Annotated in this window: 24 protein-coding genes and 1 pseudogene; 8 read left to right on the top strand and 17 right to left on the bottom strand. The window is 57.6% G+C overall.

The window, feature by feature from the left end; all coding sequences use genetic code 11:
• Positions 1-14: 14 nt before the first annotated feature.
• The 5 genes from ACJ8PL_RS16845 to ACJ8PL_RS16825 form a co-directional block, all read right to left on the bottom strand.
• Entirely contained in the window at positions 15-1229 is a 1215-nt protein-coding gene (locus tag ACJ8PL_RS16845) for a type II restriction endonuclease (RefSeq protein WP_306376578.1), read from the bottom strand.
• A 162-nt stretch (positions 1230-1391) separates the two neighbouring features.
• Complete coding sequence (locus ACJ8PL_RS16840; protein WP_306376579.1) at positions 1392-1865, bottom strand: very short patch repair endonuclease; 474 nt, start codon at positions 1863-1865, stop codon at positions 1392-1394.
• Between the two features lie 8 nt (positions 1866-1873).
• Positions 1874-3304 (bottom strand): DNA cytosine methyltransferase, encoded by a 1431-nt coding sequence (locus ACJ8PL_RS16835; RefSeq protein ID WP_049187780.1) that lies wholly within the window; start codon positions 3302-3304, stop codon positions 1874-1876.
• Between the two features lie 164 nt (positions 3305-3468).
• Positions 3469-3780 (bottom strand): hypothetical protein, encoded by a 312-nt coding sequence (locus ACJ8PL_RS16830; RefSeq protein ID WP_306376580.1) that lies wholly within the window; start codon positions 3778-3780, stop codon positions 3469-3471.
• Positions 3675-3917: an ash family protein gene (locus tag ACJ8PL_RS16825; RefSeq protein WP_306376581.1), complete on the bottom strand. Its 243-nt coding sequence runs from the start codon at positions 3915-3917 to the stop codon at positions 3675-3677. The genes ACJ8PL_RS16830 and ACJ8PL_RS16825 overlap by 106 nt, the downstream gene beginning before the upstream one ends.
• Positions 3918-4295: 378 nt before the next feature.
• Between ACJ8PL_RS16825 and ACJ8PL_RS16820 the strand changes: the two genes are divergently transcribed.
• From ACJ8PL_RS16820 to ACJ8PL_RS16810, 3 genes are read left to right on the top strand one after another with little or no spacing between them, the layout of a single operon-like run.
• Positions 4296-5123, top strand: a complete 828-nt coding sequence (locus ACJ8PL_RS16820; protein ID WP_306376582.1) for an RNase A-like domain-containing protein — start codon at positions 4296-4298, stop codon at positions 5121-5123.
• A 4-nt stretch (positions 5124-5127) separates the two neighbouring features.
• On the top strand, positions 5128-5415 hold the full coding sequence (locus tag ACJ8PL_RS16815; RefSeq protein WP_242141295.1) for a contact-dependent growth inhibition system immunity protein: 288 nt from the start codon (positions 5128-5130) through the stop codon (positions 5413-5415).
• Positions 5412-5744, top strand: coding sequence for a contact-dependent growth inhibition system immunity protein (locus ACJ8PL_RS16810; protein ID WP_442531294.1), 333 nt, complete (start codon positions 5412-5414; stop codon positions 5742-5744). The genes ACJ8PL_RS16815 and ACJ8PL_RS16810 overlap by 4 nt, the downstream gene beginning before the upstream one ends.
• Positions 5745-5767: 23 nt before the next feature.
• Here the strand turns inward: ACJ8PL_RS16810 and ACJ8PL_RS16805 are convergent, their stop codons facing one another.
• Positions 5768-7198: a 6-phospho-beta-glucosidase gene (locus ACJ8PL_RS16805; protein ID WP_306376584.1), complete on the bottom strand. Its 1431-nt coding sequence runs from the start codon at positions 7196-7198 to the stop codon at positions 5768-5770.
• Between the two features lie 16 nt (positions 7199-7214).
• Positions 7215-8657: a PTS cellobiose/arbutin/salicin transporter subunit IIBC gene (gene ascF / locus ACJ8PL_RS16800; RefSeq protein ID WP_116404104.1), complete on the bottom strand. Its 1443-nt coding sequence runs from the start codon at positions 8655-8657 to the stop codon at positions 7215-7217.
• Positions 8658-8941: 284 nt separating this feature from the next.
• Between ascF and ACJ8PL_RS16795 the strand changes: the two genes are divergently transcribed.
• Positions 8942-9964 (top strand): LacI family DNA-binding transcriptional regulator, encoded by a 1023-nt coding sequence (locus ACJ8PL_RS16795; protein WP_139375546.1) that lies wholly within the window; start codon positions 8942-8944, stop codon positions 9962-9964.
• Positions 9965-9988: 24 nt separating this feature from the next.
• Here ACJ8PL_RS16795 and ACJ8PL_RS16790 read toward each other — a convergent pair whose 3' ends face one another.
• The 4 genes from ACJ8PL_RS16790 to ACJ8PL_RS16775 form a co-directional block, all read right to left on the bottom strand.
• Entirely contained in the window at positions 9989-10411 is a 423-nt protein-coding gene (locus ACJ8PL_RS16790; RefSeq protein ID WP_016929240.1) for a hypothetical protein, read from the bottom strand.
• 56 nt (positions 10412-10467) lie between these two features.
• The gene (gene yjiA, locus ACJ8PL_RS16785; protein WP_116404105.1) at positions 10468-11430 is read right to left on the bottom strand and encodes a GTPase; all 963 of its coding nucleotides are present in this window, start codon (positions 11428-11430) and stop codon (positions 10468-10470) included.
• 21 nt (positions 11431-11451) lie between these two features.
• Positions 11452-11655, bottom strand: coding sequence for a YbdD/YjiX family protein (locus ACJ8PL_RS16780; RefSeq protein ID WP_004953088.1), 204 nt, complete (start codon positions 11653-11655; stop codon positions 11452-11454).
• A 218-nt stretch (positions 11656-11873) separates the two neighbouring features.
• Entirely contained in the window at positions 11874-14054 is a 2181-nt protein-coding gene (locus ACJ8PL_RS16775) for a carbon starvation CstA family protein (RefSeq protein ID WP_079450037.1), read from the bottom strand.
• Between the two features lie 436 nt (positions 14055-14490).
• Here ACJ8PL_RS16775 and sfnG point away from each other — a divergent pair, with 436 nt between their 5' ends.
• On the top strand, positions 14491-15585 hold the full coding sequence (gene sfnG, locus ACJ8PL_RS16770) for a dimethylsulfone monooxygenase SfnG (RefSeq protein WP_049239726.1): 1095 nt from the start codon (positions 14491-14493) through the stop codon (positions 15583-15585).
• Between the two features lie 2 nt (positions 15586-15587).
• Here the strand turns inward: sfnG and ACJ8PL_RS16765 are convergent, their stop codons facing one another.
• From ACJ8PL_RS16765 to ACJ8PL_RS16755, 3 genes are read right to left on the bottom strand one after another with little or no spacing between them, the layout of a single operon-like run.
• Entirely contained in the window at positions 15588-16277 is a 690-nt protein-coding gene (locus ACJ8PL_RS16765; protein WP_016929237.1) for a trehalose-6-phosphate synthase, read from the bottom strand.
• Between the two features lie 13 nt (positions 16278-16290).
• Positions 16291-16701 carry a GNAT family N-acetyltransferase gene (locus ACJ8PL_RS16760; RefSeq protein WP_442531293.1) on the bottom strand — a complete coding sequence of 137 codons (411 nt, stop codon included), beginning with the start codon at positions 16699-16701 and terminating at the stop codon, positions 16291-16293.
• Between the two features lie 32 nt (positions 16702-16733).
• Positions 16734-18104: a glutamine synthetase family protein gene (locus ACJ8PL_RS16755; protein ID WP_117287167.1), complete on the bottom strand. Its 1371-nt coding sequence runs from the start codon at positions 18102-18104 to the stop codon at positions 16734-16736.
• A 236-nt stretch (positions 18105-18340) separates the two neighbouring features.
• Here ACJ8PL_RS16755 and ACJ8PL_RS16750 point away from each other — a divergent pair, with 236 nt between their 5' ends.
• Positions 18341-18658 (top strand): hypothetical protein, encoded by a 318-nt coding sequence (locus tag ACJ8PL_RS16750; RefSeq protein ID WP_442531292.1) that lies wholly within the window; start codon positions 18341-18343, stop codon positions 18656-18658.
• Here ACJ8PL_RS16750 and ACJ8PL_RS16745 read toward each other — a convergent pair.
• The 3 genes and pseudogenes from ACJ8PL_RS16745 to ACJ8PL_RS16735 form a co-directional block, all read right to left on the bottom strand.
• Positions 18649-19047: a hypothetical protein gene (locus ACJ8PL_RS16745; RefSeq protein ID WP_442531291.1), complete on the bottom strand. Its 399-nt coding sequence runs from the start codon at positions 19045-19047 to the stop codon at positions 18649-18651. The two genes, ACJ8PL_RS16750 and ACJ8PL_RS16745, sit on opposite strands and share 10 nt — an antisense overlap.
• Positions 19044-20047 (bottom strand): annotated as a pseudogene (locus ACJ8PL_RS16740) (hypothetical protein). The gene ACJ8PL_RS16745 and the pseudogene ACJ8PL_RS16740 overlap by 4 nt, the downstream one beginning before the upstream one ends.
• A 108-nt stretch (positions 20048-20155) precedes the next feature.
• Positions 20156-21055 (bottom strand): LysR family transcriptional regulator, encoded by a 900-nt coding sequence (locus ACJ8PL_RS16735; protein ID WP_342097481.1) that lies wholly within the window; start codon positions 21053-21055, stop codon positions 20156-20158.
• Between the two features lie 168 nt (positions 21056-21223).
• Here ACJ8PL_RS16735 and ACJ8PL_RS16730 point away from each other — a divergent pair, with 168 nt between their 5' ends.
• Together ACJ8PL_RS16730 and ACJ8PL_RS16725 are read left to right on the top strand one after the other, a co-directional pair.
• Positions 21224-21922 (top strand): CoA transferase subunit A, encoded by a 699-nt coding sequence (locus ACJ8PL_RS16730; RefSeq protein ID WP_004933280.1) that lies wholly within the window; start codon positions 21224-21226, stop codon positions 21920-21922.
• 11 nt (positions 21923-21933) lie between these two features.
• Positions 21934-22587 carry a CoA transferase subunit B gene (locus tag ACJ8PL_RS16725; protein WP_049239732.1) on the top strand — a complete coding sequence of 218 codons (654 nt, stop codon included), beginning with the start codon at positions 21934-21936 and terminating at the stop codon, positions 22585-22587.
• The last annotated feature ends 11 nt before the right edge of the window (positions 22588-22598 follow it).

Raw genomic sequence — 22598 nt, 5'->3', positions numbered from 1 at the left:
CTTAATGCTATGATTTATGCATAGATAGACAAAATCTCGCTAATGAAGTCATTCAAGGAAACTAATTCATTTCTGATTTTTTCAGGATATTTTTTGTGTAAAGGTTTTGGAACAACCAATGTAACTCCGGCGTCTTTCATTTCCATAAACTGATTTACTGAGACGCCTTCTTGGAGAGTAAACAAATGTATTCTATCAATACGATTAGCCTCATTCAGCGCCTGTCTCCAGCGATCTTTACAGGTCGTTTTAACTGCTAACATTCTTAATTTCTCTGCAGGATATGCTGGATTGTGATATTCCATCCAAGATGGGAAAAGAAAGTCAGGTTTCTTTTTTCCCTCGGTAATGCTTTGTGTAGAAAAATTTTTAAGGCCATTCGCAAGAAATATTTTCTCAAGATGCATCTCAAGTGATTTTCCTGAACGAGATTTTCGGCGATTACTGACAGAATTCGCAAGTTTAATGAATTCCTCTACGGAGTTGAAGCCTTCTTTTATTTTATCTATGACGTGAATTTCCTCGATTTTTCTGAACAAGGAGTATTCTTTATCACGTCGTTCTAATAATAATTTATCTGGAGTATTAGCTTTGAATTTAAAAATATTTGGAAGATATTCTATAATATCATTGCTGCTGGGGAACGTTAATTTCCATGAATCAGGTATTGTATAATTATGAGATTTCCAATCACTATCATCAATAACGAAACCGCCCAATATCTGATCTGATGGCCCTGATAGCGCCGTCCCAGGCAATACTTCACCAATAATTGCTTCAAGTAAATCTTCTTCTTCAATGGAGTTGCACACCCATACTTCGACAAGCTCACAATCTTTTGTATTATCTGGGCTATAAAAAGCAAAGATAGCTATGGCACCTGTATTATTTTGGCTCTGTACTGGATTTTTTTGTCCACCCCAACAAGTGATACGAGTTTCATTACGGCCATTTGAGTTAAGATTTCTTAGTTTACTGTTGTAATATACAGCTCTTACTTGAGAGTCATTGGCTTCATGGGAAATTATTTTTGCAGTAAGAGACACTGATGGGTTCTTTTTATCAATCCGATTAATTGATGGAAAAATAAAATTTGCTGAATTATTAGGAAGATAAACACCAGATTGATGGCCACCGCTAGCTCCGGTATCATTTGCCGAGAGTCTTTTTATATGTATGTACCAATTATCTGACGACTTTTCTATTAGCCAATGTTGAAAGTTAGACACTTAATCCCTCTCATCAATATCGTTATGTATACCACCTATCTATTACTATGAATCTATTATCCATGTTATTGGTCAGATGTCGATGATAAAAGACTAAATTTTAGTTAGTCGTGAGGCCTTTTCTTTGCATAGAAGGAGCATTGAGTTAATATTGTTATAATGCTAATTATTTGGTTTGTGAATACCTTTAGAATCAATAGCCGCATGTGAATCGCTAGCACACAACCATTCTTCAATTCTTTCTGAAAGTGCTCTGGTTGAAAGCTTGAGCCGTCCTTTCATGGCGCACTCCCATATAATCAACTCGCGCCATCCTTGCTCTGATAATAATTCCGTGACTTTATTATCTCGTTTCACATTTGCATCAATTTTTTTTAGCCAAAAATCTGTTCTTGTAGCTGGTATCTTGAACAGATAGCAATCATGTTGATGCCAGAAGCATCCATGAACAAAGATGACGGCTTTATATGCATCGAGAACAAAATCAGGTTTACCTGGCAGGTCCGTAACTTGAGTACGGTAAGCTATCCCCGCTTCGTCCAGAAGCTGGGATAGCTTTTTCTCAATGGCTGTATTTTGATTGCGTATGGCCCGCATATTTTTACTTCTGACTGCGGGGGTATGCACATCAGCCATTTTTCACCTCAAGCAGCTTTACTGTTATCTTTTTCAACAGCAGAAACAATGTAAGGTTCAAGCAACTTAGCAACGGCTGCAAAAGCGGGGACAATGACTGAGTTACCGAACTGCCGGTATGCCTGAGTATCTGAAACAGGGATGCGGAATGATTCGCCATCAGGTTTTTCAAAACCCATAATTCTGGCGCATTCTTTGGGCATTAAACGACGTGGTCTGTTGGCCTGGTTGTTGGGATCTGAGAAGTTTGTTTCACCGAGCTTCATGTCCCAACCCCTGTCGATGAGAATCTCTGAACCGTCTTTGTGATAGCGTGCTGAGAGTGTTCTGGCAATACTTGCCTTGTTTTTCGGATCGACTAAGCCAAAACCAAAGCCATTTCCTTTAGCCTGATGTTTTTTTGCGTAGTTATACAAATACTTCCATAGATGCTCCGTAAGAATATATTTTTCAGGTGGGTTCTCTATTAATAACTCACCGAAAGAGGGGCGATTCTCTGGGAAGAAACGATGTAAATCGTTCAATGTAAAACCACTATGAATATTGAGATCGCGTCGGAATCCCACTAACACGATACGTTCACGATGTTGAGGTAAGAAGTTTTTTCCATCGATGATTTTAGGATCGCTGGGGCCTGAAGCCTGAGCATCAGCAACTTCATAACCTAATTCATCTAACGTTTCCATGATAATTTTGAATGTTTTTCCTTTATCATGGCTTTTAAGATTTTTAACGTTTTCTAGCAGAAAGATTGCAGGTTTTTTGGCCGCAATGATCCGTGCAACATCAAAAAACAATGTACCCTGAGTCTCACACTCGAAACCGTGAGCACGGCCAAGTGAGTTCTTCTTGGATACCCCTGCAAGGGAGAATGGCTGGCAGGGGAAGCCTGCGAGTAATACATCGTGATCAGGGATTTCTTTATCAATATTTTTATAAGCATCCTGAACGGAGACATCATTATCTTCGCTAAGAGTTATTTCACGTATATCTGAATTAAATTTGTGATGTTCAGGATCGCAGTACCAGTTCGCTTTGTAGGTACGAACAGCCTCTTTGTTCCACTCACTGGTAAACACGCACTGCCCACCGATGTCTTCAAAACCTTTGCGAATGCCACCGATACCAGCAAACAGATCGATAAAGCGGAATTTATAGTTGGGGTGAAACCGGGAAGGTTCCGGCAACATCGATCTAAGTAACTTGAACTCTTCCTCTGTCAAAACTTTTTGTGGGGTTTTCCCCTTCAGCCAACGATTGAGTGACTCACGAGTCCACTCGTAGCTCCCGCTGACCTCACGCAAAAGCTCAGCTATGGCTTTTTGATCGTAAATTTCTACCAGTTTCTCGACCAGAGCTTTGTCTTGCTCTTGTCTGGTTTGTTGCTGATGTTCTGCTTCGACACGCAGCTTTCTGGCATACTCTTGGAACTCTTGCATAATAACATTTTCCAAATGTGGAACGACTTAGTGATAGCTTATCACTCACTATACCCAGTTAAAAGGTGTATGGATAAATATCCAGTGAATTTCCTTCAGGTCTGGATGTAGACAATGAGTTTAGTGTAGCAGTGATGGTCAAAGGCTAGCACTGCTACTACAGTTCATCGTTCTACGCCTTCCATCTCCCGCAACGCACGTCCATAAAGGTTACATAGCGCAGGAACCAGATGCGCCGTGGCGTTGAGGTAGCGGTTCAGTTGTTCCCAGCCTTCGGTATCCAACTGTGGGTGCTTTTGCAGTAAGTGGCCAAACAGTATCAGGCCGTGGCACAGCCCTTCCGCCTGTTCGGCAGAGAGGGCGGCCAGGTCTAAGAGTTCTGAGGGATTGAAAGCGCTAAGATCGAGGTGGTTAAACAGTTGGCGATAAAGGGTGAGGGTACTTGTGGTGTTTTCGGTGATGGCGACATTTTCCATGTGTCTTTATCCTTAGTGTGTAGTATGCGTACTACCACATGAGACGCTAAACCCATGGTGGTAGCCCAAGCGGAGTTAGCGTTACCGGACACGAAGGAAACCGGCGCTTCTTGCGAAGCCCCCACTTGGGCCACCATAATTCTGGATGTTTAAAGCCCCAACATTATATACATAATGCTGCCTTGTGTAAGTGTTCGGAACGCTAACTCCGGCTGCGGATTTTGCCGCAGCGAAAAAACTATAGCGTTATCAGTAAAAGGAAAAAATAAGCTGTATGGAATTACAGTTTGTTTGCTTTCAGCATTGGAATACAGATCGCAGTTATTTATGGTGCTCTTTTATATTTGTAATGTTGTCTATATATAGTGAATATAATTCATGGCATTCCATTCTCTAAATGAATGTTATGCTCAGTAATCCTCTATTCGCGCTACTAAATGTTAACCGTTCCAGTATTTATCCTTTCTAGAGCTTATGTTAATCATACGGCTTTGCTAATTCACGGATGAACGAACATGGCGAATGAAGATGAGTTGCGTATTGCCTTGTCGCCGGTGCAGCTTGCGGCGGTACTGTCTGATGAAAGCGTCACTGAAGGCGAAACGCTCAGTAACCGTCTGCTTGGCGGTTTGGGGCTTGCCGGTGGTGTCGTTGAGCTGATGGGGGCGGGGGTGTTGTGCTATGCGCCGGATCCGACGTTTATCACCAAAGTCGGGTGTGTGGTGGTGGGAACGCATAGCCTGGACAGCATCAAAGCTGCTTCCAATCAGATGATTACCGGGCATCCAACAACTACCGATACTTATCAGTCTGCCGTTTTATTGGCGCAAACACTGGGTGCCGATAGGGAAACGGCCTATAACGTCGGTTTAACGGTCGATATTGCCGTGCCTTTAGTCTTTGCCGGAGCGGTTGGTGCTGCCAGAGCCGCATCCGTGCGCATGGGGCGGGTTAAGCTGATTGAGCATGAGTCCGTTAGCGGTAAATATCCGGGCGGGCACACATTGGCTCGGCATATAAACATAGCTCCGGAAGCGCTTATTGCCAGGCTAGCCAGGCGCCCGAAACTGATCGCGGCAAGTACCTTCAGATCGGTAAAGGAGGCCGAAAAGTATGTATCTGTCACGGTCAAGGCGAACCGTGCAGATATTATGAATTGGGTAAAGTACGCATCTCCCGGCAGCCGTTTGAGCGTGTATCATAATTTTTCAGAGTCAGTGGGTTACGGCGTGTTACGCGGCAGCACTGACGTCTATCAATGTCACCGGGTTGGCGTTGTGATTGAATTTACCCGCTATAATGGCAAACCTTACTTTATCCTTAGCGCCTTCCCTGCGAGATAAGCCGATGAAAACCAGCGAACTTGATAACCTGATCGTTGTTTATTTTGGTCAAGATTATGACCTGATAAATGCAGAGGGCGATATTACTGCGCTGATCGCAGAGTACATTCGTCTGGCGACTCATCAGCAGCGCGAGGATTTGGTCAATGAGATAGATGCGTTATTGGCGCAGGATAATGTGGAGTCATTATTCAGCCAACGTTTCGGTTTTACCTTCAGCCCGGAGCTATGGGGAACCACGGTTCCCGCATTCCTACAACAGGCCAGAAGCGCTGCAGTGAAAGTGCTTTGAACACCACCGTGATTCGCAATCACTTTAGCGAGCTCAGTAGCCTATTCAGTATTTACTTCGGTCAGGATTATGATCTGTTTACTGATGCCGAAACGGCCGAGAGGGTGATTGACGGCATCCTGGAGCAAAACGGCACTCAAGTCATCCGCGATATCCTCGAGGAGACTAAAGAGTTTCAGGCTACTTATGCAGGGCGTATAAACGAAGGCATGGCGGAGCATTTTTCAGATGAATTTATGCCGGAGAGCTGGGGCACGACAGCGGTAGGGTTCTTTGCCATATTGCAACGAAAAACGGAACACAAGCTGGGGCAGCTTAAGCGAATTTAAGCCCCCAACCCCACCGCCCAAACCTACCTCAAATCCCCCCCATTGCTGGCGATCACTTTCTTATACCACCAGAACGATTTCTTGCGGGTGCGGGCGAGGGTGCCGTTGCCCTGGTCGTCGCGGTCGACGTAGACAAAGCCGTAGCGCTTGCTCATTTCGCCGGTCGAGGCGGCCACCAGGTCGATGCAGCCCCAGGTGGTGTAACCCAGCACCGGCACGCCGTCGGCGATGGCGTCGGCCATGGCGCGGATGTGTTCGCGCAGGTAGCTGATGCGGTAGTCGTCCTCAATCTCGCCTGCTGCATTGAGCTCGTCGTGCGCGCCCAGGCCGTTTTCCACCAGGAACAGCGGCTTTTGGTAGCGGTCGTACATCATGTTCATGGTGATGCGCAGCCCCAGCGGATCGATGCCCCAGCCCCAGTCGCTGCGCGGCACGTGCGGGTTCGCCAGCGATTTCACCACGTTGGCGGCGCTGCTGTTGTTGTCGTTCATGTCGGCGGAGGCGCAGCGCGAGGCGTAGTAGCTGAAGGAGACGAAGTCGACGGTGTGCTTCAGGATGTCGGCGTCTTCCGGTTCCATGACGATGCTGACGTCTTTCTCACGGAATACGCGGGCGGCGTAGGAGGGGTAAGTGCCGCGCGCCTGCACGTCGATAAAGAACAGGTTCTCGCGGTCTTTCTCCAGCGCGGCCCACACGTCTTCCGGCTTGCTGGACCACGGGTAGAAGTTGCCGCCGGCCAGCATGCAGCCCACCTGGTTGGCGGGGTTCACTTCGTGGGCGATGCGCGTCGCCAGCGCGCTGGCCACCAGTTCGTGGTGCGCAGCCTGGTATTTCACCTGTTCGGGGTTTTCGTCCGCTTCAAACACCAGCCCGGCGCCGGAGAACGGGCTGTGCAGCAGGATGTTGATCTCGTTGAAGGTCAGCCAGTATTTCACCAGCCCGTCGAAGGCCTCGAAGCAGGTGTGGGCGTAGCGGGTGAAGAACTCCACCATCTTGCGGCTGCGCCAGGAGCCGTATTCGGTCACCAGGTGCATCGGCACGTCGAAATGGCACAGGGTCACCAGCGGCTCGATGCCGTATTGGCGGCACTCTTCGAACAGGCTGCGGTAGAAGGCGATGCCCTCGGGGTTGGGTGTCAGCTCGTCGCCGTTGGGGTAGATGCGGCTCCAGGCGATGGAGGTGCGGAACACGGTAAAGCCCATCTCCGCCATCAGCGCGATGTCGTCGCGGTAGCGGTGGTAGAAATCGATGGCGTCGTGGCTGGGATAAAATTCGTCGTCGCGCAGGCTAAAGCGCTTCTCCAGCCCGAGTTTGACCGCCATGCGGTTGGCGCCGTGCGGGATCATATCGACGGTGGTCAGCCCTTTGCCGCCCTCGCGATAGCCGCCTTCCGCCTGGTTGGCGGCTAAAGCGCCGCCCCATAAAAATCCTGTCGGGAATGTTGAATCGGACATGCAATCCTCTGGTGTCTCAATGCGTTGCGCTGGCGGCGTTCGCCGCCGGTGCGGTTTGGCCGGGCGCGGCGGCGTTTTCCGGCAGATCCTCGAAGCCCAGCATCAGCGTGAGCGCGAACGACAGCACCACCGAGAGCGCCATCACCGCCACCACCCACACGATGCTCATCGGGTTGGCCGGATCGAAGAACTGCACGCTGGTGAACAGCCCGGGCGAGGCCATCGAATGGCTGGCCAACCCGCCGATGCCGGCGACCGCGCCGCAGACGAAGCCGCTGATCAGGCTGGCGATCAGCGGCCGCTTCAGGCGCACCGCCACGCCGTACAGCGCCGGTTCGGAAATCCCCGCCACGATGGCGGAAGCGGCGGCGGCCAGCGCGGTCTGGCGCAGCTCGCGGTTCTTGGTTTTCAGCGCCACCGCCAGCGAAGCGCCGCCCAGCGACAGGTTGGCGCCGATCTCCGAAGGCATCACCATGCCCTCTTTGCCGGTCTCGGCGATGGTCTGGATGATGGTCGGGGTAAACACCCGGTGCATGCCGGTGATCACCAGCAGCGGCCAGATCGCCCCCATGATGGCTACGGAAAGCCAGCCCAGATAGCCGTGCACGGTGTAGACCAGCGCAGAGATGCCGCTGCCGATCCAGATGCCGAGCGGGCCAATAAGCAGAATGGCGATCGGCGCGGCGATCAGCACGATCAGCATCGGCTTGAGGAAGTTCTTGGTCACCGCCGGGGTGATGCGATCCACCCCGCGTTCGATGTGCGACAGGATCCAGGTCATCACCAGCGCCGGGATCACCGTGTAGGTGTATTTCACCGCCGTCACCGGGATGAAAGCGAATTCCACCGCCTGGCCCTGCGCCGCCTTGGCCATCAGATCGATAAAGTTGGGATGCACCAGCACCCCGGCGATGGCGATCGCCAATGACATGTTGGTTTTGAACTTCAGCGCCGCCGAGGCGGCGACCATCACCGGCAGGAAGAAGAACGCGCCGTCGCCGATCACGTTGAGGATGACGAGGGTCGAGGAGCCTTTCTCGAATACGCCGGCCATGTCCAGGATCATCGCCAGCAGCTTCACCATCGAGCCGCCGATGATGGCGGGGATCAGGGGCGACATGGTGCCCACCAGCGCGTCGAGAATGCCGGTGCCGATGCCCTTAAGGGTGAGCTGGCGTTTTACCGGGGCGGCGGGGGCCGCCGCGCCCGGCATGCCGAGCGCCAGCACCGCCTGATAGGCCTTGGCCACCTCGTTGCCGATGATCACCTGGCACTGCTCGCCGCTGTGCACCACGCCCAGCACGCCGTCGATGGCCTTCAGCGCCGGCGTGTCGATCCGCGTTTTGTCTTTCACCACGAATCTCAGGCGGGTCATGCAGTGGGTCACGGCCTCGATATTGCCCGCGCCGCCCAGGGCGGCCACGATAGCGTGCGAGATCTCTGCGTAGTTCTTCGGCATGGCGTGTCGTCTCTCAGATAGCAATTCGGATAGCCCAAAGGCGAATATTTACTGCCTGGGCGATCCGTCGTTCCATCCATATGAAACGCCCATAAGAAACCGGTTTCACAAAATCATGTATTGGTGTTTCATGGTTGGCAAGAACTATGATTTTTGGCGTTGCGTTTTCGTGATCTGGATCGTTAGGGGTAAGCGCATACCGATGTGCAGGGGCGTGAAAACGTTCCAAACGCCGGGCGTCTTGGGTAGACTGCGCTGAACCTATGGATTTTGGCGGCGCACAGATGGCAACGATACTCGAGGTGGCGAAAAAGGCCGGCGTTTCAAAGGCGACGGTGTCGCGCGTTTTGTCCGGCAGCGGCTATGTCAGCGAGGAGAAACGCGCGTTGGTGGATAAAGCCATCGCGGAAACCGGCTATCGGCCCAACCTGCTGGCGCGCAGCCTGGCGACCAACACCACCCAAACCCTCGGCCTGGTGGTCACCAACACCCTCTACAGCGGCAACTATTTCAGCGAACTGATGGCGCAGTCGGCGCGCATCATGGAGGCGAACGGCCGCCAACTGATCCTGGCGGACGGCAAGCACACCGCCGAAGAGGAGCGGGCCGCCATTCAGTTTTTGCTGGATCTGCGCTGCGACGGGGTGATCATCTATCCGCGTTTTCTGTCGATCGCGGAAATGGACGAGATCGTCTCCCAACACCGCCAGCCGATTCTGGTGATCAACCGGCGACTGCGGCTGAACGACAGCTACTGCATCTTCAGCGATCAGCACGCCGCCGGCGCGGCGGCGGTGGCGCACCTGATCGCGCGCGGCCATCGCGACATCGCCTTTATCACTGGCTCGCTCGATTCCCCCACCGGGCTGGAGCGGCTTTCCGGCTACAAATCCGCGCTGGCGCAGCAGGGCATCGCGGTTAACGAGGCGTTGATCGTCGAGGGGAAATGGCACGCGCAAAGCGGCGTGGCGGCGGTCGATGTGCTGCTGGCCGGCGGGCAGCCGTTCAGCGCCATCGTCGCGGGCAACGACGAAATGGCTATCGGCGCGATGAAGCGGCTAACGGAGCGCGGCGTGGCGGTGCCGGAGGCGGTATCGGTGATCGGCTTCGACGACATCCCGCTGGCGCCCTATACCGTGCCGTCGCTGTCGAGCATGAAGATGCCGGTCACCGAGATGATCCAGGAGACCATCAACCGCCTGCTGTCGATGCTGGACGGCGGTGAACTCAGCAAGCGCCCCAGTTTCCCGGCCAGCCTGATCGAGCGCGAGTCGGTGGCGGCGGGGCCGTATTGGGGAAAGGCATAAGCGCGTACCCGCCTTTTTCAGGCGTTACAACGCTTGAACCCGCCTCTTCGACAAAGCAAAAATCCCCAGCGCGCTGCCCAATGCCAGGGCGCTGGCGGCTGCCGTGGATAGCGCGAACTCGCGTGTGTAGGGCAGCAGCAGGCCAACCGCAGAGATGCTGCCCAACAGCAGGCTAAAGAACAGCGCTTTTTTACGATAGGGCGCCTTTAGGTTGAGATAGGCGGCGACGGCGCAGACGATAAGCGTGCCACCGACGACGACCAACAGCGGCAGGATGATGAGCGCCCCGGCGAGGAGATTGGACAGCCCAACGTCCTCCACGCCGGCGTAAGAGACAATAAGAAACATGATGCCGATGGCTAACACCGTGCTCAGTTTGATGACGATATAGGCGCTCGCGCACAGGTTAAGCGCCTTTAATCCTACTATCATCACGTTGTTTGCCATCGTTCATCCTTGAGTTTGCTGGATATGGACCGTGTTGGCCTGGGGAATGGTTTATCTTACCCCAACCCCCCAATCCTTCCCCGAATCTCCTCCTCCGGCAGATCCACGCCAATAAATACCAAGGTGCTCTTGCGCTCTTCCTCCGGCTGCCACTCCCGATCCCAGTCGGCGTTATACAGCCGTTGCACGCCCTGGAACAGCAGGCGGCGCGGTTCGTCTTCGATGGACAGAATGCCTTTGTAGCGCAGCAGGTTGTCGGCGTATTCCAGCAGCAGGCCTTCCATCACCTCGGAGATTTGCATCAGCGGCAGCGGGCGCTCCAGCGTCACCACGATCGAGCGGATGTCGCTCTGCGGCTGCGGGATTAGGCGGAACAGCGGGGCGGGCGGCGTCAGGTTCAGCTTGTCGTTCAGCGTAAAGCCTTCGATGTCGAACAGCACGCTCAGATCGATGTCGCCGTGCGTCACCTGGTAGACCGGCGCGCGGGCGTTCATCCGCTGCAGCCGCTGGATCAGCGCTTCGCAGTCCGGCGCCACGTCGGTTTTGGTCAGCAGGAGGCGGTCGGCGTAGCCCACCTGCGCCTGGGCGATGCTGAACTGGCTCAGCTGCTGCTCGGCGTGCGCCGCGTCCACCAGGGTGATGATGCCGTCCAGCAGGAAACGCTCGCACAGGATCTCGTGCGAGAAGAAGGTCTGGGTAATCGGGCCGGGATCGGCCATGCCGGTGCATTCGATGATCAGCCGGTCGAACGCCAGCTGGCCGCTGTCGACGCCGTCCAGCAGATCCAGCAGCGCGTCCGCCAGTTCGTTGGACTTGCTGCAGCAGATGCAGCCGTTGCTCAACGTGGTGATGCGGCTGGCGCGATCGCCGATCAGCGCATCGTCGATCGGCACTTCGCCGAACTCATTCTCGATGACCGCGATTTTATAGCCGTGTTCGGCGTTCAGGATGTGGCGCAGCAGGGTGGTTTTGCCGGCGCCCAAAAAGCCGGTCAGGATGGTGACTGCAATGGGTTTCATACGGGTCCTTGTGACTGCGGGTTAACAGCAGCGCATGCCGCCTTTGCCGTCGCCGCCGTAGCGCGCTTGCTGGCGCTCGCGGAAAAATTCTTTATAGGTCATCACCGGCTTGTCCGGGTGGTTGTCTTTCATGTGCTGGACGTAGGTATCGTAGTCAGGCACGCCCACCAACATGCGCGCCGCCTGCCCAAGATATTTCCCCGCCTGGCCGAGATTTCCGAACATAAGCCTTCTCCAACTCTACCCTGCATCACTACAGCGCTTGCTTAAGCCTGATATTAGGGGAAGCCGGGGGATGGGGTTCCCGCAGGGATGCCCCACCTCCGGGTCGCCCCGGGTATCTCGATTGCATCGCGCCGCACGCCTGGCGTCTTGCGATGCGCAGGCCGTGCGGCTTTGGGTACTGCTTAACGTTTATTATGCAGGGTATCCGTTAAATCACATCAATGCTGGGTCGAAACTTTGACCTCCCCCTCAGTTACGCCGTCGGCGGGCGCGGCCTGCGGCACCGGCACGTAAGGTGTTTCCTGGTCGGTGCGTTTCGGGTTTTTGTGCGCCGCCAGCGCGGTTTTCACCCCGTAGAAGATGATGCTGTACACCACCAGCAGGAACAGAATGCTCAACCCGGCGTTGGTGTAGTTGTTCACCACGATGTGGTTCATGTTGGCGATCTGCTGGGCGCTCAGCTCGGCGCCGCCTTCGGCGATCTTGCGCTTGTACTCGCCGGCCAGGAAGAAGAAGCCTTCCAGCTGCGGGTTGTCGCTGAACAGCTTCAGGCCCAGCGCGTAGGTGGTGCAGATCAGCAGCCATACCGCCGGCAGCACGGTCACCCAGATGTATTGCGCGCGCTTCATCTTAATCAGCACCACGGTGCCCAGCACCAGCGCCACGGCGGCCAGCATCTGGTTGGAGATGCCGAACAGCGGCCACAGGCTCTTCACGCCGCCGAGCGGATCCACCACGCCCTGATACAGCAGGTAGCCCCATAGCCCGACGCAGCCGGCGGTGCCGACGATGCCGGCCACCAGCGAGTCGGTTTTCTTCAGGAACGGCACGAAGTTGCCGAGCAGATCCTGCAGCATGAAGCGGCCGGAGCGGGTGCCGGCGTCCAGCGCGGTCAGGATGAACAGCGCCTCGAACAGAATGCCGAAGTGGTACCAGAAGCCCATGTTGGCGCCCGGAATGATCTGGTGGAACACGTGGGCGATGCCCACCGCCAGGGTTGGCGCGCCGCCGGCGCGGTTCAGCACCGAAGGTTCGCCGATGTCGGTGGCGGTCTGCAGGATCTGTTCCGGGCTGATGACGAAGCCCCAGGAGCTGACCGCCGCCGCCGCGTGCACGGTCACGTCCTTCAGCGAAGCCATGATCATCGGCGCGTCTTCGGTGCCCAGGCGGTGCAGATCCGGCATGGTGATGCCCAGCGCCGCCGGCGGGGTGTTCATGGCGAAGTACAGGCCCGGCTCGATGATGGACGCCGCCACCAACGCCATGATGGCAACGAAGGACTCCATCAGCATCGCGCCGTAACCGATAAAGCGCGCGTCGGTCTCATTGGCCAACAGCTTCGGCGTGGTGCCGGAGGCGATCAGCGCATGGAAGCCGGAGACCGCGCCGCAGGCGATGGTGATGAACAGGAACGGGAACAGGGTGCCTTTCCACACCGGGCCGGTGCCGTCGACGAACTGGGTCACCGCCGGCATTTTCAGCTCAGGGTTGAGGATCACGATGCCGATCGCCAGCCCGACGATCACACCGATTTTCAGGAAGGTGGCCAGGTAGTCGCGCGGCGCCAGGATCAGCCACACCGGCAGCAGGGCGGAGACAAAGGCGTAGCCGATCAGCGTGAAGGTGATGGTGGTGTCTTTAAAGGTCAGCGCCGGGCCCCAGTACGGGTCGTGCGCCACTACGCCGCCGAACCAGATGGCGGCCACCAGCAGCACGATGCCGATGATCGACACTTCACCCACGCGGCCAGGGCGCAGGTAGCGCATGTAGATGCCCATAAACAGCGCGATCGGCACGGTGGAGCAGACGGTGAACACCCCCCACGGGCTTTCCGCCAGCGCTTTCACCACGATCAGCGCCAGCACCGCCAGGATGATGATCATGATCAGGAAGCAGCCGAACAGCGCGATGGTGCCCGGTATCGGCCCCATCTCTTTTTTGATGATTTCACCGAGCGAGGCGCCGTTGCGACGCGAGGAGATGAACAGCACCATAAAGTCCTGCACCGCCCCCGCCAGCACCACGCCGCCCAGCAGCCACAGCGTGCCGGGCAGGTAGCCGACCTGTGCGGCCAGCACCGGCCCCACCAGCGGCCCGGCGCCGGCGATGGCGGCGAAGTGGTGGCCGAACAGCACGTTCTTGTTGGTCGGCACGTAGTTGAGGCCATCGTTGTTGACCACCGCCGGGGTGGCGCGGCCGGCGTCCAGCTTCATCACCCTGGTGGCGATGTACAGGCTGTAGTAGCGGTAGGCCACCAGATACACCGCCACCGAAGCGACGACGATCCACAGCGCGCTGATGTGTTCGCCGCGGCGCAGCGCCACCACGCCGAGGCAGGCTGCGCCGAGTATCCCCAGCAGCATCCACGGAATGTGCTTTAAAATCCCCTCTCGTTTCATGAGGTATCCTTAATTCCAGTCTGCAAAATATGAATGAACTCATCCGCTTGTAAGAGATGTCAGAGTGGCGCGGCGAGCCGTAGCGTCTTTCCCGAGGTAAGGCGGGTTTAGGAACAGCTCATCATCGCCGGGGGTAAGGGGGGAAGACAGGCGTATTTCGCTCAGCGGTCAGATCCGCCGGGTGAACGGTTGGATTGGCGGGGTGAGCGGTTTGCTGCATTGGCAACAGCCGCCCGCCAGCCGCTGTTACCAATGCAGCACCCGCTTTAACCCGCCGGCTTTAAACCTTCGGTTTTTCAGCCAGATGCCTTAACGCGGCGGTTGGCACGCATCCTGCTATCGGATTTATAACCAAAAAAAGATTTTCAATATTTGTAAATCAATAATGGTTATATGCGTGCCGCATCGCGGCGCCAACGAGCAGAGGGAGAGAAGCATGTCAGCAGCAAACCACTCGCAGCAGCCTATTCAGTTCGCCTACTGGGTGCCGAACGTCTCCGGCGGTCTGGTGATCAGCAACATCCCGCAGCGCACCGGTTGGGACATCGGCTACAACCGCAAGCTGGCGCAGATCGCCGAGCGCGCCGGTTTCGACTACGCGCTCACCCAGATCCGTTTCACCGCCGGTTACGGCGCCGACAACCAGCACGAGTCGGTGTCGTTTTCGCAGGCGTTGCTGGATTCTACCGAGAAGCTGAAGGTGATCGCCGCGCTGCTGCCGGGGCCGTGGAACCCCACGCTGGCGGCCAAGCAGATCGCCACCATCAGCCACCTTTCGGAGGCGCGCATCGCGGTCAATATCGTCAGCGGCTGGTTCCGCGGCGAGTTCAAGGCCATCGGCGAGCCGTGGCTGGACCACGAAGAGCGCTACCTGCGTTCGGAAGAGTTTATCCGTTGCCTGCGCGGCATCTGGGCCGAGCCCAGCTTCAGCTTCGCCGGCGATTTTTATCGCTATCGCGACTACTCGCTGAAGCCCAAGCCGCTGGATCCGCTGCCGGAGATCTTCCAGGGCGGCAGCTCGCGGGCGGCGCGCGACATGGCGGCGCGGGTTTCGGACTGGTATTTCACCAACGGCAACAGCGTGGAGGGCATTCGCCAGCAGGTGGACGATCTGCAGACCAAGGCCAGGGCCAACCAGCACCGGGTCAAGGTGGGGGTGAACGGCTTCGTCATTGCCCGCGATACCGAGCAGGAAGCGCAGGCGGTGCTGCAGGAGATTATCGATCACGCCAACCCGGAGGCGGTGCAAGGATTCGGCCACGAGGTGAAGAACGCCGGGGCGGCTTCGCCGGAGGGCGAGGGCAACTGGGCCAAATCCTCGTTTGAGGATCTGGTGCAGTACAACGACGGCTTTAAAACCAACCTGATCGGCACGCCGCAGCAGATCGCCGAGCGCATCATCGCGCTGAAAGACGCCGGGGTGGATCTGATGCTGTTGGCGTTCCTGCACTTCCAGGAAGAAGTGGCGTTCTTCGGCCGCGAGGTGATCCCGCTGGTGCGCGAACTGGAGCGCCAGCGAGCGGCGGCCTGAGTTCAGTAAACCTGCCTGGCGTTGATGCCGGCGGGGAAAATGCCGGTGGCGAAAATATGCCCGTTGGCCTGGATCTGGTCGTCGGGCAGCATCTCCAGTGGGAACTCGCCTGACAGGCAACTGAGAAAGGCGTTGCGATCGTCCGTGGTGGTAAAGCCGATCAGATCGTAGAACAGCAGCGAAGCGATCAGCTGGCGATGTTCCGGGATGCGCCGCAGCAGCGCCGCCGACGGGAACGGCAGGTGGAAGAAGAACGCGCAGGCATTCAGCAGCCCCTGCTCCTTCAACGCCTGGGCGCAGGGCAGCAGCTGGTAGTCGTCGATACAGACGATGTCGCCCGGGCACAGGTGCTCGCAGGCGATATCGGCGAAACGGCAGTTCAGCTGCCGGTAAGCGCGGTAGTTTTCCGGCGTGAAGTGCGCCTTCTCCGGCTGGTTGTGGAACACCGGCCACAGGCCGTCGTGGTAGTAGCCCTGATAGTGGCGGCGAAACTCCTCGATCGACAGCGGGAAGGTCACCTGATCGTAACCGGCGCGTTGGCGGCAACTGATCGGGCGCTGCGCGAAATTCTGCACGTCGCCGTTCCAGCCGAGCCACAGCCCCGGTTCGGCGTCGGCCGCCAACGTCCGGCCGGCGCAGGCCAGATCCTTGCCGTCGCACTGTTTGTTGGAAATCAGCACCAAACGAGACATCGGGCTCTCCTTATCAGTGCAGGGCGCGCGGGGCGTGCGCCGCGCAGTCGGCGCGCCAGGGCGCTTGCAGCGCGGGCAGCGTGACGCGCAGGCCGCGCAAAGCCGGGTGCGCCAGGCAGCAGCGCGTCAGCCAGCTTCCCAGCCCGACGCCGCGGTATTCGGCGCTGACGAACAGCTCGCTCACCGAGGCGAAGGTGGCGTAATCGGTCACCATACGGGCGAAGCCGAGCTGGTGGCGTTTGCGGTACAGGCCAAAGCACAGGCCGTGGCGCGCCAGGCGCTCCGCCGCCGCCCGATCCGGCAGGCTGAGGAAACGCTGGATCGCCTCGATATCCAATAACTGCCGATCGGTGCTGATATGAAAAACGCCTTTGCGCCAGCAGAGCAGCGGCTGTACGGGGGTCAATTGCGGTTGCATGTTCATGATTATCCTTAGGTTAACGAATCAGTGGATGGTTACAGCATCCAGCCGAGTTCGGCGGCGGTGACCTGTTCCTCGAAGCGGCGCAGTTCGGCGCTTTTGCAGGTGTGCCACAGGGTGCAGAACGCCGGGCCGAGCAGCTCGCGCAGCGGATCGCTGTGGCGGAACAGCGCCAGCGCCTCCTGCTGGCCGAGCGGCAAGGGGGCGGCGTTGTCGCTTTCGCAGCCGTGGGCGGCGGGCGGCAGCGGCAGCGGGTGTTCCAGCCCGTGCAGCAGGCCGCCGAGCATCACCGCCAGCGCCAGATAGGGGTTGGCGTCGGCGCCGGCCAGGCGGTATTCGATGCGCTGATTGGCGCTGTCGGCGCAGGGCAGGCGCAGTGCCACCGTGCGATTGTTGTGGCCCCAGGAGGCGCGCAGCGGCACGTGCATGCCGGGGCGGAAGCGGCGAAACGCGTTGATGTTGGGCGCCAGGATCGCCATCGACGCCGGCATCAGCGCCAGCATGCCCGCCATCGCCTGCTGCATGTTGTCGCTCAGTTCGCCCGGCGCGCCGGTCAGCAGGTTCTCGCCGTGCTCGTTCTGCAGGCTGATGTGAAAGTGCAGCCCGCTGCCGGCAGCATGGGCGCAGGGTTTGGCCATAAAGCAGGCGTGCTGGTGATGCTGCTCGGCAATCTGCCGCGTCAGGCGTTTCAGCGCCATGATCTGGTCGCAGGCTTCCAGCACGCGCCGGCTGTGATGCAGGTTCAGCTCGTACTGGCCGGAGGCGGCTTCGGCCACCACGCCGGTCAGCGGCAGGTTTTGCAGCCGCGCGTGCCGTTCGATGTCGCTCAGCAGCGCATGGTGGCGCTCGGGCGCATCCACCGCGAAGCTCTGCGTCGGGCAGGCTTCCGCCTCGGCGGGGCGCAGCGGATCCTGCAGGTAGAACTCCAGCTCGGCCGCCACCACCGGGAAGCAGTTGCGCTCGTGCAGGCGCTTCAGCACCCGTTGCAGCACCACGCGCGGCTCCAGCTCGCAGGCGCCGCCGTCGGCGTTTTGCATCGTCAGCAGCAGCTGGGCGTGGCGTTCGGGATCGCGCGCGCAGGGGCGCAGCGTGCCGGGCACCGGCAGGCACAAGCGGTCCGGCTCGCCCGCCCGCTGCCCCAGCCCGCTCTCTTCAGTCACCCGGCCATGGAGATCCAGGGCGTAAATCGACAGCGGGAAGTAGCAGCCTTTTTCCAGCCCAAAGGCTTCGGCGATCGGCAACCGCTTGCCGCGCAACTGGCCGTTCAGATCGTGCAGATAAATATCCAACTGTTCGGTATCCGGATAGCGCTGCAGGTAGTGTTCCAGCTCTTTGCGGAAGGCGCGTGTCGGCGAAGCGGGCAGCTCCGCCAGCAAAGGATTGAACCCGATGATATTAGAATGCATGGCGCGCTCCAGAACGAAGACCGGTCACGGCCAGAGGCAGGGATAAACGCATGAGACAACTCTCTTGTGAGGCCATAGCGGCGATGTGAAAAGGGTATCTGCGGCGGCAAAAACTGTCTGTAAAAACGCCGTAACGTTAACGGGGCGCGGAATAAAAATGCCGTAAAGAGCGCGGCGGGTTGGCCGGGTCGGCACGGTCTATACTGGCGAGACGGGCCGTAGAAGGAGAGATAACGATGAAGAGAATAGGGCTGCTTATCGCCGCGCTGGCCGCGTTCAACGCCACTGCGTCTTCCCCACAGGCGTGGGCCGAGAGCGAACAGGCGATGCGCGCCGCCTGCCTGAAAGCCAGCGGGCTAAAAAACGCCAGGGTGGAAGGGGCGATCGTTCACTACGGTGATGACGTCGGCTATTCGGCGCTGTTTATCGGCGGGCGCTACCCGCAGCCGTTTATGAAAAACCAGCCGGGCAGGGAGCTGTGCTTATATCAGCGCGCCACGCAGAAGGCGGCGGTGCAGGCGGTGGAGGGGAGCAACGGGTCTGCTCAACCTTGATGTTTGATGAGATAAATAAAAATACAGCCCACGGTGGTAATAATTGCCTCTACAAGCAAAAGTATAAAGTCCATCGCCAGCCACTTCTGTAGTTCAGGAGTGGCGGTTTTTTGCACGAAATCGTAGGTTTTCGCATCGAGCCAAACTTGATCCCTTATTTTTATTTTTTTCCTTTTCAGAATCCAAAGAAACCACTGTGCTTTCAATGAGGTTCCAAGCATGCCGAGGCTATCGGCAAAGGCGACGTAGGGCGGAATAAAATGTCCGCTGCCAGCGTAACGTTGATAGAAAGCATCAAACTCTTTTTTATGGCGACGGTAACCAATGAACTGGATGAAGGCGCTTAAAACCAGCAATATCAAACACGATATGACGATAAATTTCATCATTCACCTACCACTAACGTCGTCAAATAATCGGAACCCATGCCACCCAGTGTGGATCCTGCTGCGCCGCCTATAGCGGCTCCAGCGATACCACAAACGATCACACCTGTTCCTGCTGTTGCTGCACCTAACACAATTGAACAGGCTGCAATCGCAAGACCTGCACCTGCATTCCCTACCCAAATCCCCGCCGCAGTACTTGCCGCAAAATGACTGTATCCCTTCACCGCGATCTTGGCGCACTCCTGTTCGCGGCCGGTGGTGCAGGCGTTGTAGACGTCGTTGGTGGTATTCAGCCCACTTAATCCGATGCCGATCCAGCCGCCGGCTTTCATAAACTTGGCCGCCCGGCTGGCGCTGTCGACGTAGTTCGAATAACCCTTGATGGCGCCGACGCCGGCGGTGCTCCATTCATGCACCAGCGATTTACTGGAGAGCCCCAGCGCGTGTTTGATTTGCGCATACTCTTTCATATTGAGTTGAGCACGAGTAAGGCGATTCAGTAACGGTTTTAATGTACCGAACAGCCGCGCTCGTTCCACCTGAAACTGGGTGCCAATCAACGCGCCACTCGTGCGGAACTGATTTTGGTAGGTTTTTTCAATCTCGACCAGGATATTTTTGATCTGACTGAAGTAGCGTTCTCCGGCATCCGAAGCCAGCCCGACGACCGTTTCCCATAGCTGGTGAAGGCGGCGATAGCGGCGTAATTGCGGTGCAAGAAGGTGGAGAAATCGCTGTCACCGGCTTTCACCGCTTTGCTGGTGCGGCTCTTGGCCTGCATCAGGGCGGCGATCTGCGTAGATTGATTATGATTGCGCGGATCGGCGACGATCAGCATTTGCCCCGGTTGAACCAGCGGCGTATCGGCATTGAGCTGCATAAAAAAGCGTGCCGCTTCCGATGGCTTGCCACCGAACAGGTAGTTGGCGTGGAAGGCGAGCGGGCCGGTTTGTTGGGCGATGCAATAGCCCGGTGCGATGCTGTTGGACTTCTGTTCCATGTCGAAAAGCCTCCTTATTTTTAGGAAACTTAACATTTTCTACAGGGTGGCAACGGGTTCTGGCTCACGCTCTCGATCGGAGAATCATCTGAAAATGCTGGTGCCGCCTTACCCGCCACTCCCCGTCATCTCCCGTTCGATTACCGTCGCCAGCGCCTGCGCGGCGGAAGAGAGCTGGTGCTGCGCCAGGCGGATCAGGCCCACGCGCCGCTCGATGATCGGGCCGATCAGCGGCACGCAGACCGCCCCCAGCTCATCCATCTGTCGCTCGCACAGCGCCGGCACTGCGCTGGCGCCGAGGCCGTTGGCCACCATGCGCCCGACCGTCACCAGCTGGTGGCTCTCAAACGCCACCTCCAGCGTTCGCCCGCTGCGGGCCAGTTCCTGCTCCAGCAGCAGCCGCACCGCCGATGGCCGCTGCAGGGTGATGAAATCCAGCGTCAGCAGCTCCTTCCAGCTCACCTGCGCCTTGCGCGCCAGCGCCGAATCCTTCGGCACCACCGCCAGAAAGCGATCGCGGCACAGCGGGGTGAAGTGCAGGGTGTCGCTCGGCTCCGGCTCGAAGGCGATGCCCATCTCCACCCGGCCTTCGCGGATCATTTCAAACACCTGTTCGTTGATGACGTCGTGCACCGCCACGTTGATGCCGGCATAGCGATCGCGAAACGCCTTGAGGATCGGTGGCAGCGGGTTGCCGGCGAACGACGGCATGGCGGCGATCGCCACCTTGCCCATCTGCAGGGTGAAGCGCTGACGCATCGCCTCTTCCGCGTTGTCCCAATCCGCCAGCAGCTGGCGTGCCATCGGGAAGAAGGTTTCTCCTTCCGGCGTCAGCGTCACCCGGCGGGTGGTGCGCAGCAGCAGCGGCCCGCCCAACGCGTCTTCCAACCCACGGATCGCCAGGCTGAGCGCCGGCTGAGAAATATTCAGCCGCTCGCTGGCCTGGGCGAAATTCAGAGTGTGAGCTACCGCTAAAAACGCGCGTAACTGTTTGATGCTCATTTTCATTTTGGTTGGCGTTAACTCTTTGTTAATTGTCGGTTAGCGACTGATTAATAAAAATTCTAAATGAATGAGGCATAAAAACAAAATTAACAAATCATTTTTGTGACCTGAAGATGCCCTCACGCAAGCCAGGGCATTTCGCCCTGCGCCGCAACATGCAGGGGCAACGATATGGCAGGGCTCGACAAACGCGTCGGCAGCTACCAGGAAGCGCTGGCAGGGCTGACGGACAACATGACGGTGCTGGCGGGCGGCTTCGGCCTGTGCGGCATCCCGGAAAACCTGATCGAAGAGATCCGCCGGCGCGGCGTGCGCGGGTTGACGGTGGTCTCCAACAACTGCGGCGTCGACGGGTTCGGCCTCGGGCGGCTGCTGGAGACCCATCAGATCCGCAAGGTGGTGGGATCGTACGTCGGCGAAAACGCGCTGTTCGAGCAGCAGGCGCTCAGCGGCGAGCTGGAGGTGGATCTCACGCCGCAGGGCACGCTGGCGGAGAAGATCCGCGCTGGCGGCGCCGGCATCCCGGCATTCTTCACCGCCACCGGTTACGGCACGCCGATCGCCGAAGGCAAAGAGGTGCGCGAGTTCAACGGCCGCCCTTACATCATGGAAACCGCCATCACCGGCGATTTCGCCATCGTTAAAGGCTGGAAGGCCGATCACTTCGGCAACGTCATCTACCGCCACACTGCGCAGAACTTCAATCCGCTGATGGCGACCGCCGGGCGCATCACGGTGGTGGAAGTGGAAGAGATCGTGGCGCCGGGCGAACTGGATCCGGCGGCGATCCACACCCCCGGCATCTACGTCGATCGGCTGATCCAGGGCACCTTCGAAAAGCGTATCGAACAACGCACCCTGCGGGCATAAGGAGAATTCGCATGCTTACCCGTGAACAAATGGCGCAGCGCGTGGCGCAAGAGCTGAGGGACGGTTACTACGTCAACCTGGGCATCGGCATACCGACGCTGGTGGCCAACTATGTGCCGGCGGGCATGGACGTGATGCTGCAGTCGGAAAACGGCCTGCTGGGGATGGGCGAGTTCCCGACCGAGCAGCAGTTGGACGCCGACATGATCAACGCCGGCAAGCAGACGGTCACCGCGCGCCTCGGCGCGTCTATTTTCGATTCGGCGCAGTCGTTCGCCATGATCCGCGGCGGCCATGTCGATCTGACCGTGCTGGGGGCGTTTGAAGTGGACGTCGAGGGCAACATCGCCTCGTGGATGATCCCCGGCAAGATGGTCAAGGGCATGGGCGGCGCGATGGATCTGGTGGCGGGGGCGGAGAACATCATCGTGGTGATGACCCACGCCGCGAAGGGCGGCGAGTCCAAGCTGCTGCCGCGCTGCACGCTGCCGCTGACCGGCGCCCGCTGCATCCGCAAGGTATTGACCGATCTGGCCTACCTGGAAATTGAAGACGGCGCCTTCGTGCTGCGCGAACGCGCGCCGGGCGTCAGCGTGGCGGAGATTGTCGCCAAAACCGCCGGCCGGCTGATCGTGCCGGATCAAGTGCCGGAAATGCGTTTCTGAGACGGGAGGTG

Source organism: Serratia sp. CY83965 (assembly GCF_052166375.1).
Classification (GTDB): Bacteria; Pseudomonadota; Gammaproteobacteria; order Enterobacterales; family Enterobacteriaceae; genus Serratia; species Serratia marcescens.
The sequence above is the reverse complement of the archived record's forward strand: the minus strand, read 5'-3'. Positions and strand labels throughout refer to the sequence as shown.

Coding starts and splice junctions, on each gene's coding strand:
- ACJ8PL_RS16840 (WP_306376579.1), bottom strand. CDS start 1,865: ATGGCTGATGTGCATACCCCCGCAGTCAGAAGTAAAAATATGCGGGCC.
- ACJ8PL_RS16835 (WP_049187780.1), bottom strand. CDS start 3,304: ATGCAAGAGTTCCAAGAGTATGCCAGAAAGCTGCGTGTCGAAGCAGAA.
- ACJ8PL_RS16830 (WP_306376580.1), bottom strand. CDS start 3,780: ATGGAAAATGTCGCCATCACCGAAAACACCACAAGTACCCTCACCCTT.
- ACJ8PL_RS16825 (WP_306376581.1), bottom strand. CDS start 3,917: ATGGTGGCCCAAGTGGGGGCTTCGCAAGAAGCGCCGGTTTCCTTCGTG.
- ACJ8PL_RS16820 (WP_306376582.1), top strand. CDS start 4,296: ATGGCGAATGAAGATGAGTTGCGTATTGCCTTGTCGCCGGTGCAGCTT.
- ACJ8PL_RS16815 (WP_242141295.1), top strand. CDS start 5,128: ATGAAAACCAGCGAACTTGATAACCTGATCGTTGTTTATTTTGGTCAA.
- ACJ8PL_RS16805 (WP_306376584.1), bottom strand. CDS start 7,198: ATGTCCGATTCAACATTCCCGACAGGATTTTTATGGGGCGGCGCTTTA.
- ascF (WP_116404104.1), bottom strand. CDS start 8,657: ATGCCGAAGAACTACGCAGAGATCTCGCACGCTATCGTGGCCGCCCTG.
- ACJ8PL_RS16795 (WP_139375546.1), top strand. CDS start 8,942: ATGGCAACGATACTCGAGGTGGCGAAAAAGGCCGGCGTTTCAAAGGCG.
- ACJ8PL_RS16790 (WP_016929240.1), bottom strand. CDS start 10,411: ATGGCAAACAACGTGATGATAGTAGGATTAAAGGCGCTTAACCTGTGC.
- yjiA (WP_116404105.1), bottom strand. CDS start 11,430: ATGAAACCCATTGCAGTCACCATCCTGACCGGCTTTTTGGGCGCCGGC.
- ACJ8PL_RS16780 (WP_004953088.1), bottom strand. CDS start 11,655: ATGTTCGGAAATCTCGGCCAGGCGGGGAAATATCTTGGGCAGGCGGCG.
- ACJ8PL_RS16775 (WP_079450037.1), bottom strand. CDS start 14,054: ATGAAACGAGAGGGGATTTTAAAGCACATTCCGTGGATGCTGCTGGGG.
- sfnG (WP_049239726.1), top strand. CDS start 14,491: ATGTCAGCAGCAAACCACTCGCAGCAGCCTATTCAGTTCGCCTACTGG.
- ACJ8PL_RS16765 (WP_016929237.1), bottom strand. CDS start 16,277: ATGTCTCGTTTGGTGCTGATTTCCAACAAACAGTGCGACGGCAAGGAT.
- ACJ8PL_RS16760 (WP_442531293.1), bottom strand. CDS start 16,701: ATGAACATGCAACCGCAATTGACCCCCGTACAGCCGCTGCTCTGCTGG.
- ACJ8PL_RS16755 (WP_117287167.1), bottom strand. CDS start 18,104: ATGCATTCTAATATCATCGGGTTCAATCCTTTGCTGGCGGAGCTGCCC.
- ACJ8PL_RS16750 (WP_442531292.1), top strand. CDS start 18,341: ATGAAGAGAATAGGGCTGCTTATCGCCGCGCTGGCCGCGTTCAACGCC.
- ACJ8PL_RS16745 (WP_442531291.1), bottom strand. CDS start 19,047: ATGATGAAATTTATCGTCATATCGTGTTTGATATTGCTGGTTTTAAGC.
- ACJ8PL_RS16735 (WP_342097481.1), bottom strand. CDS start 21,055: ATGAAAATGAGCATCAAACAGTTACGCGCGTTTTTAGCGGTAGCTCAC.
- ACJ8PL_RS16730 (WP_004933280.1), top strand. CDS start 21,224: ATGGCAGGGCTCGACAAACGCGTCGGCAGCTACCAGGAAGCGCTGGCA.
- ACJ8PL_RS16725 (WP_049239732.1), top strand. CDS start 21,934: ATGCTTACCCGTGAACAAATGGCGCAGCGCGTGGCGCAAGAGCTGAGG.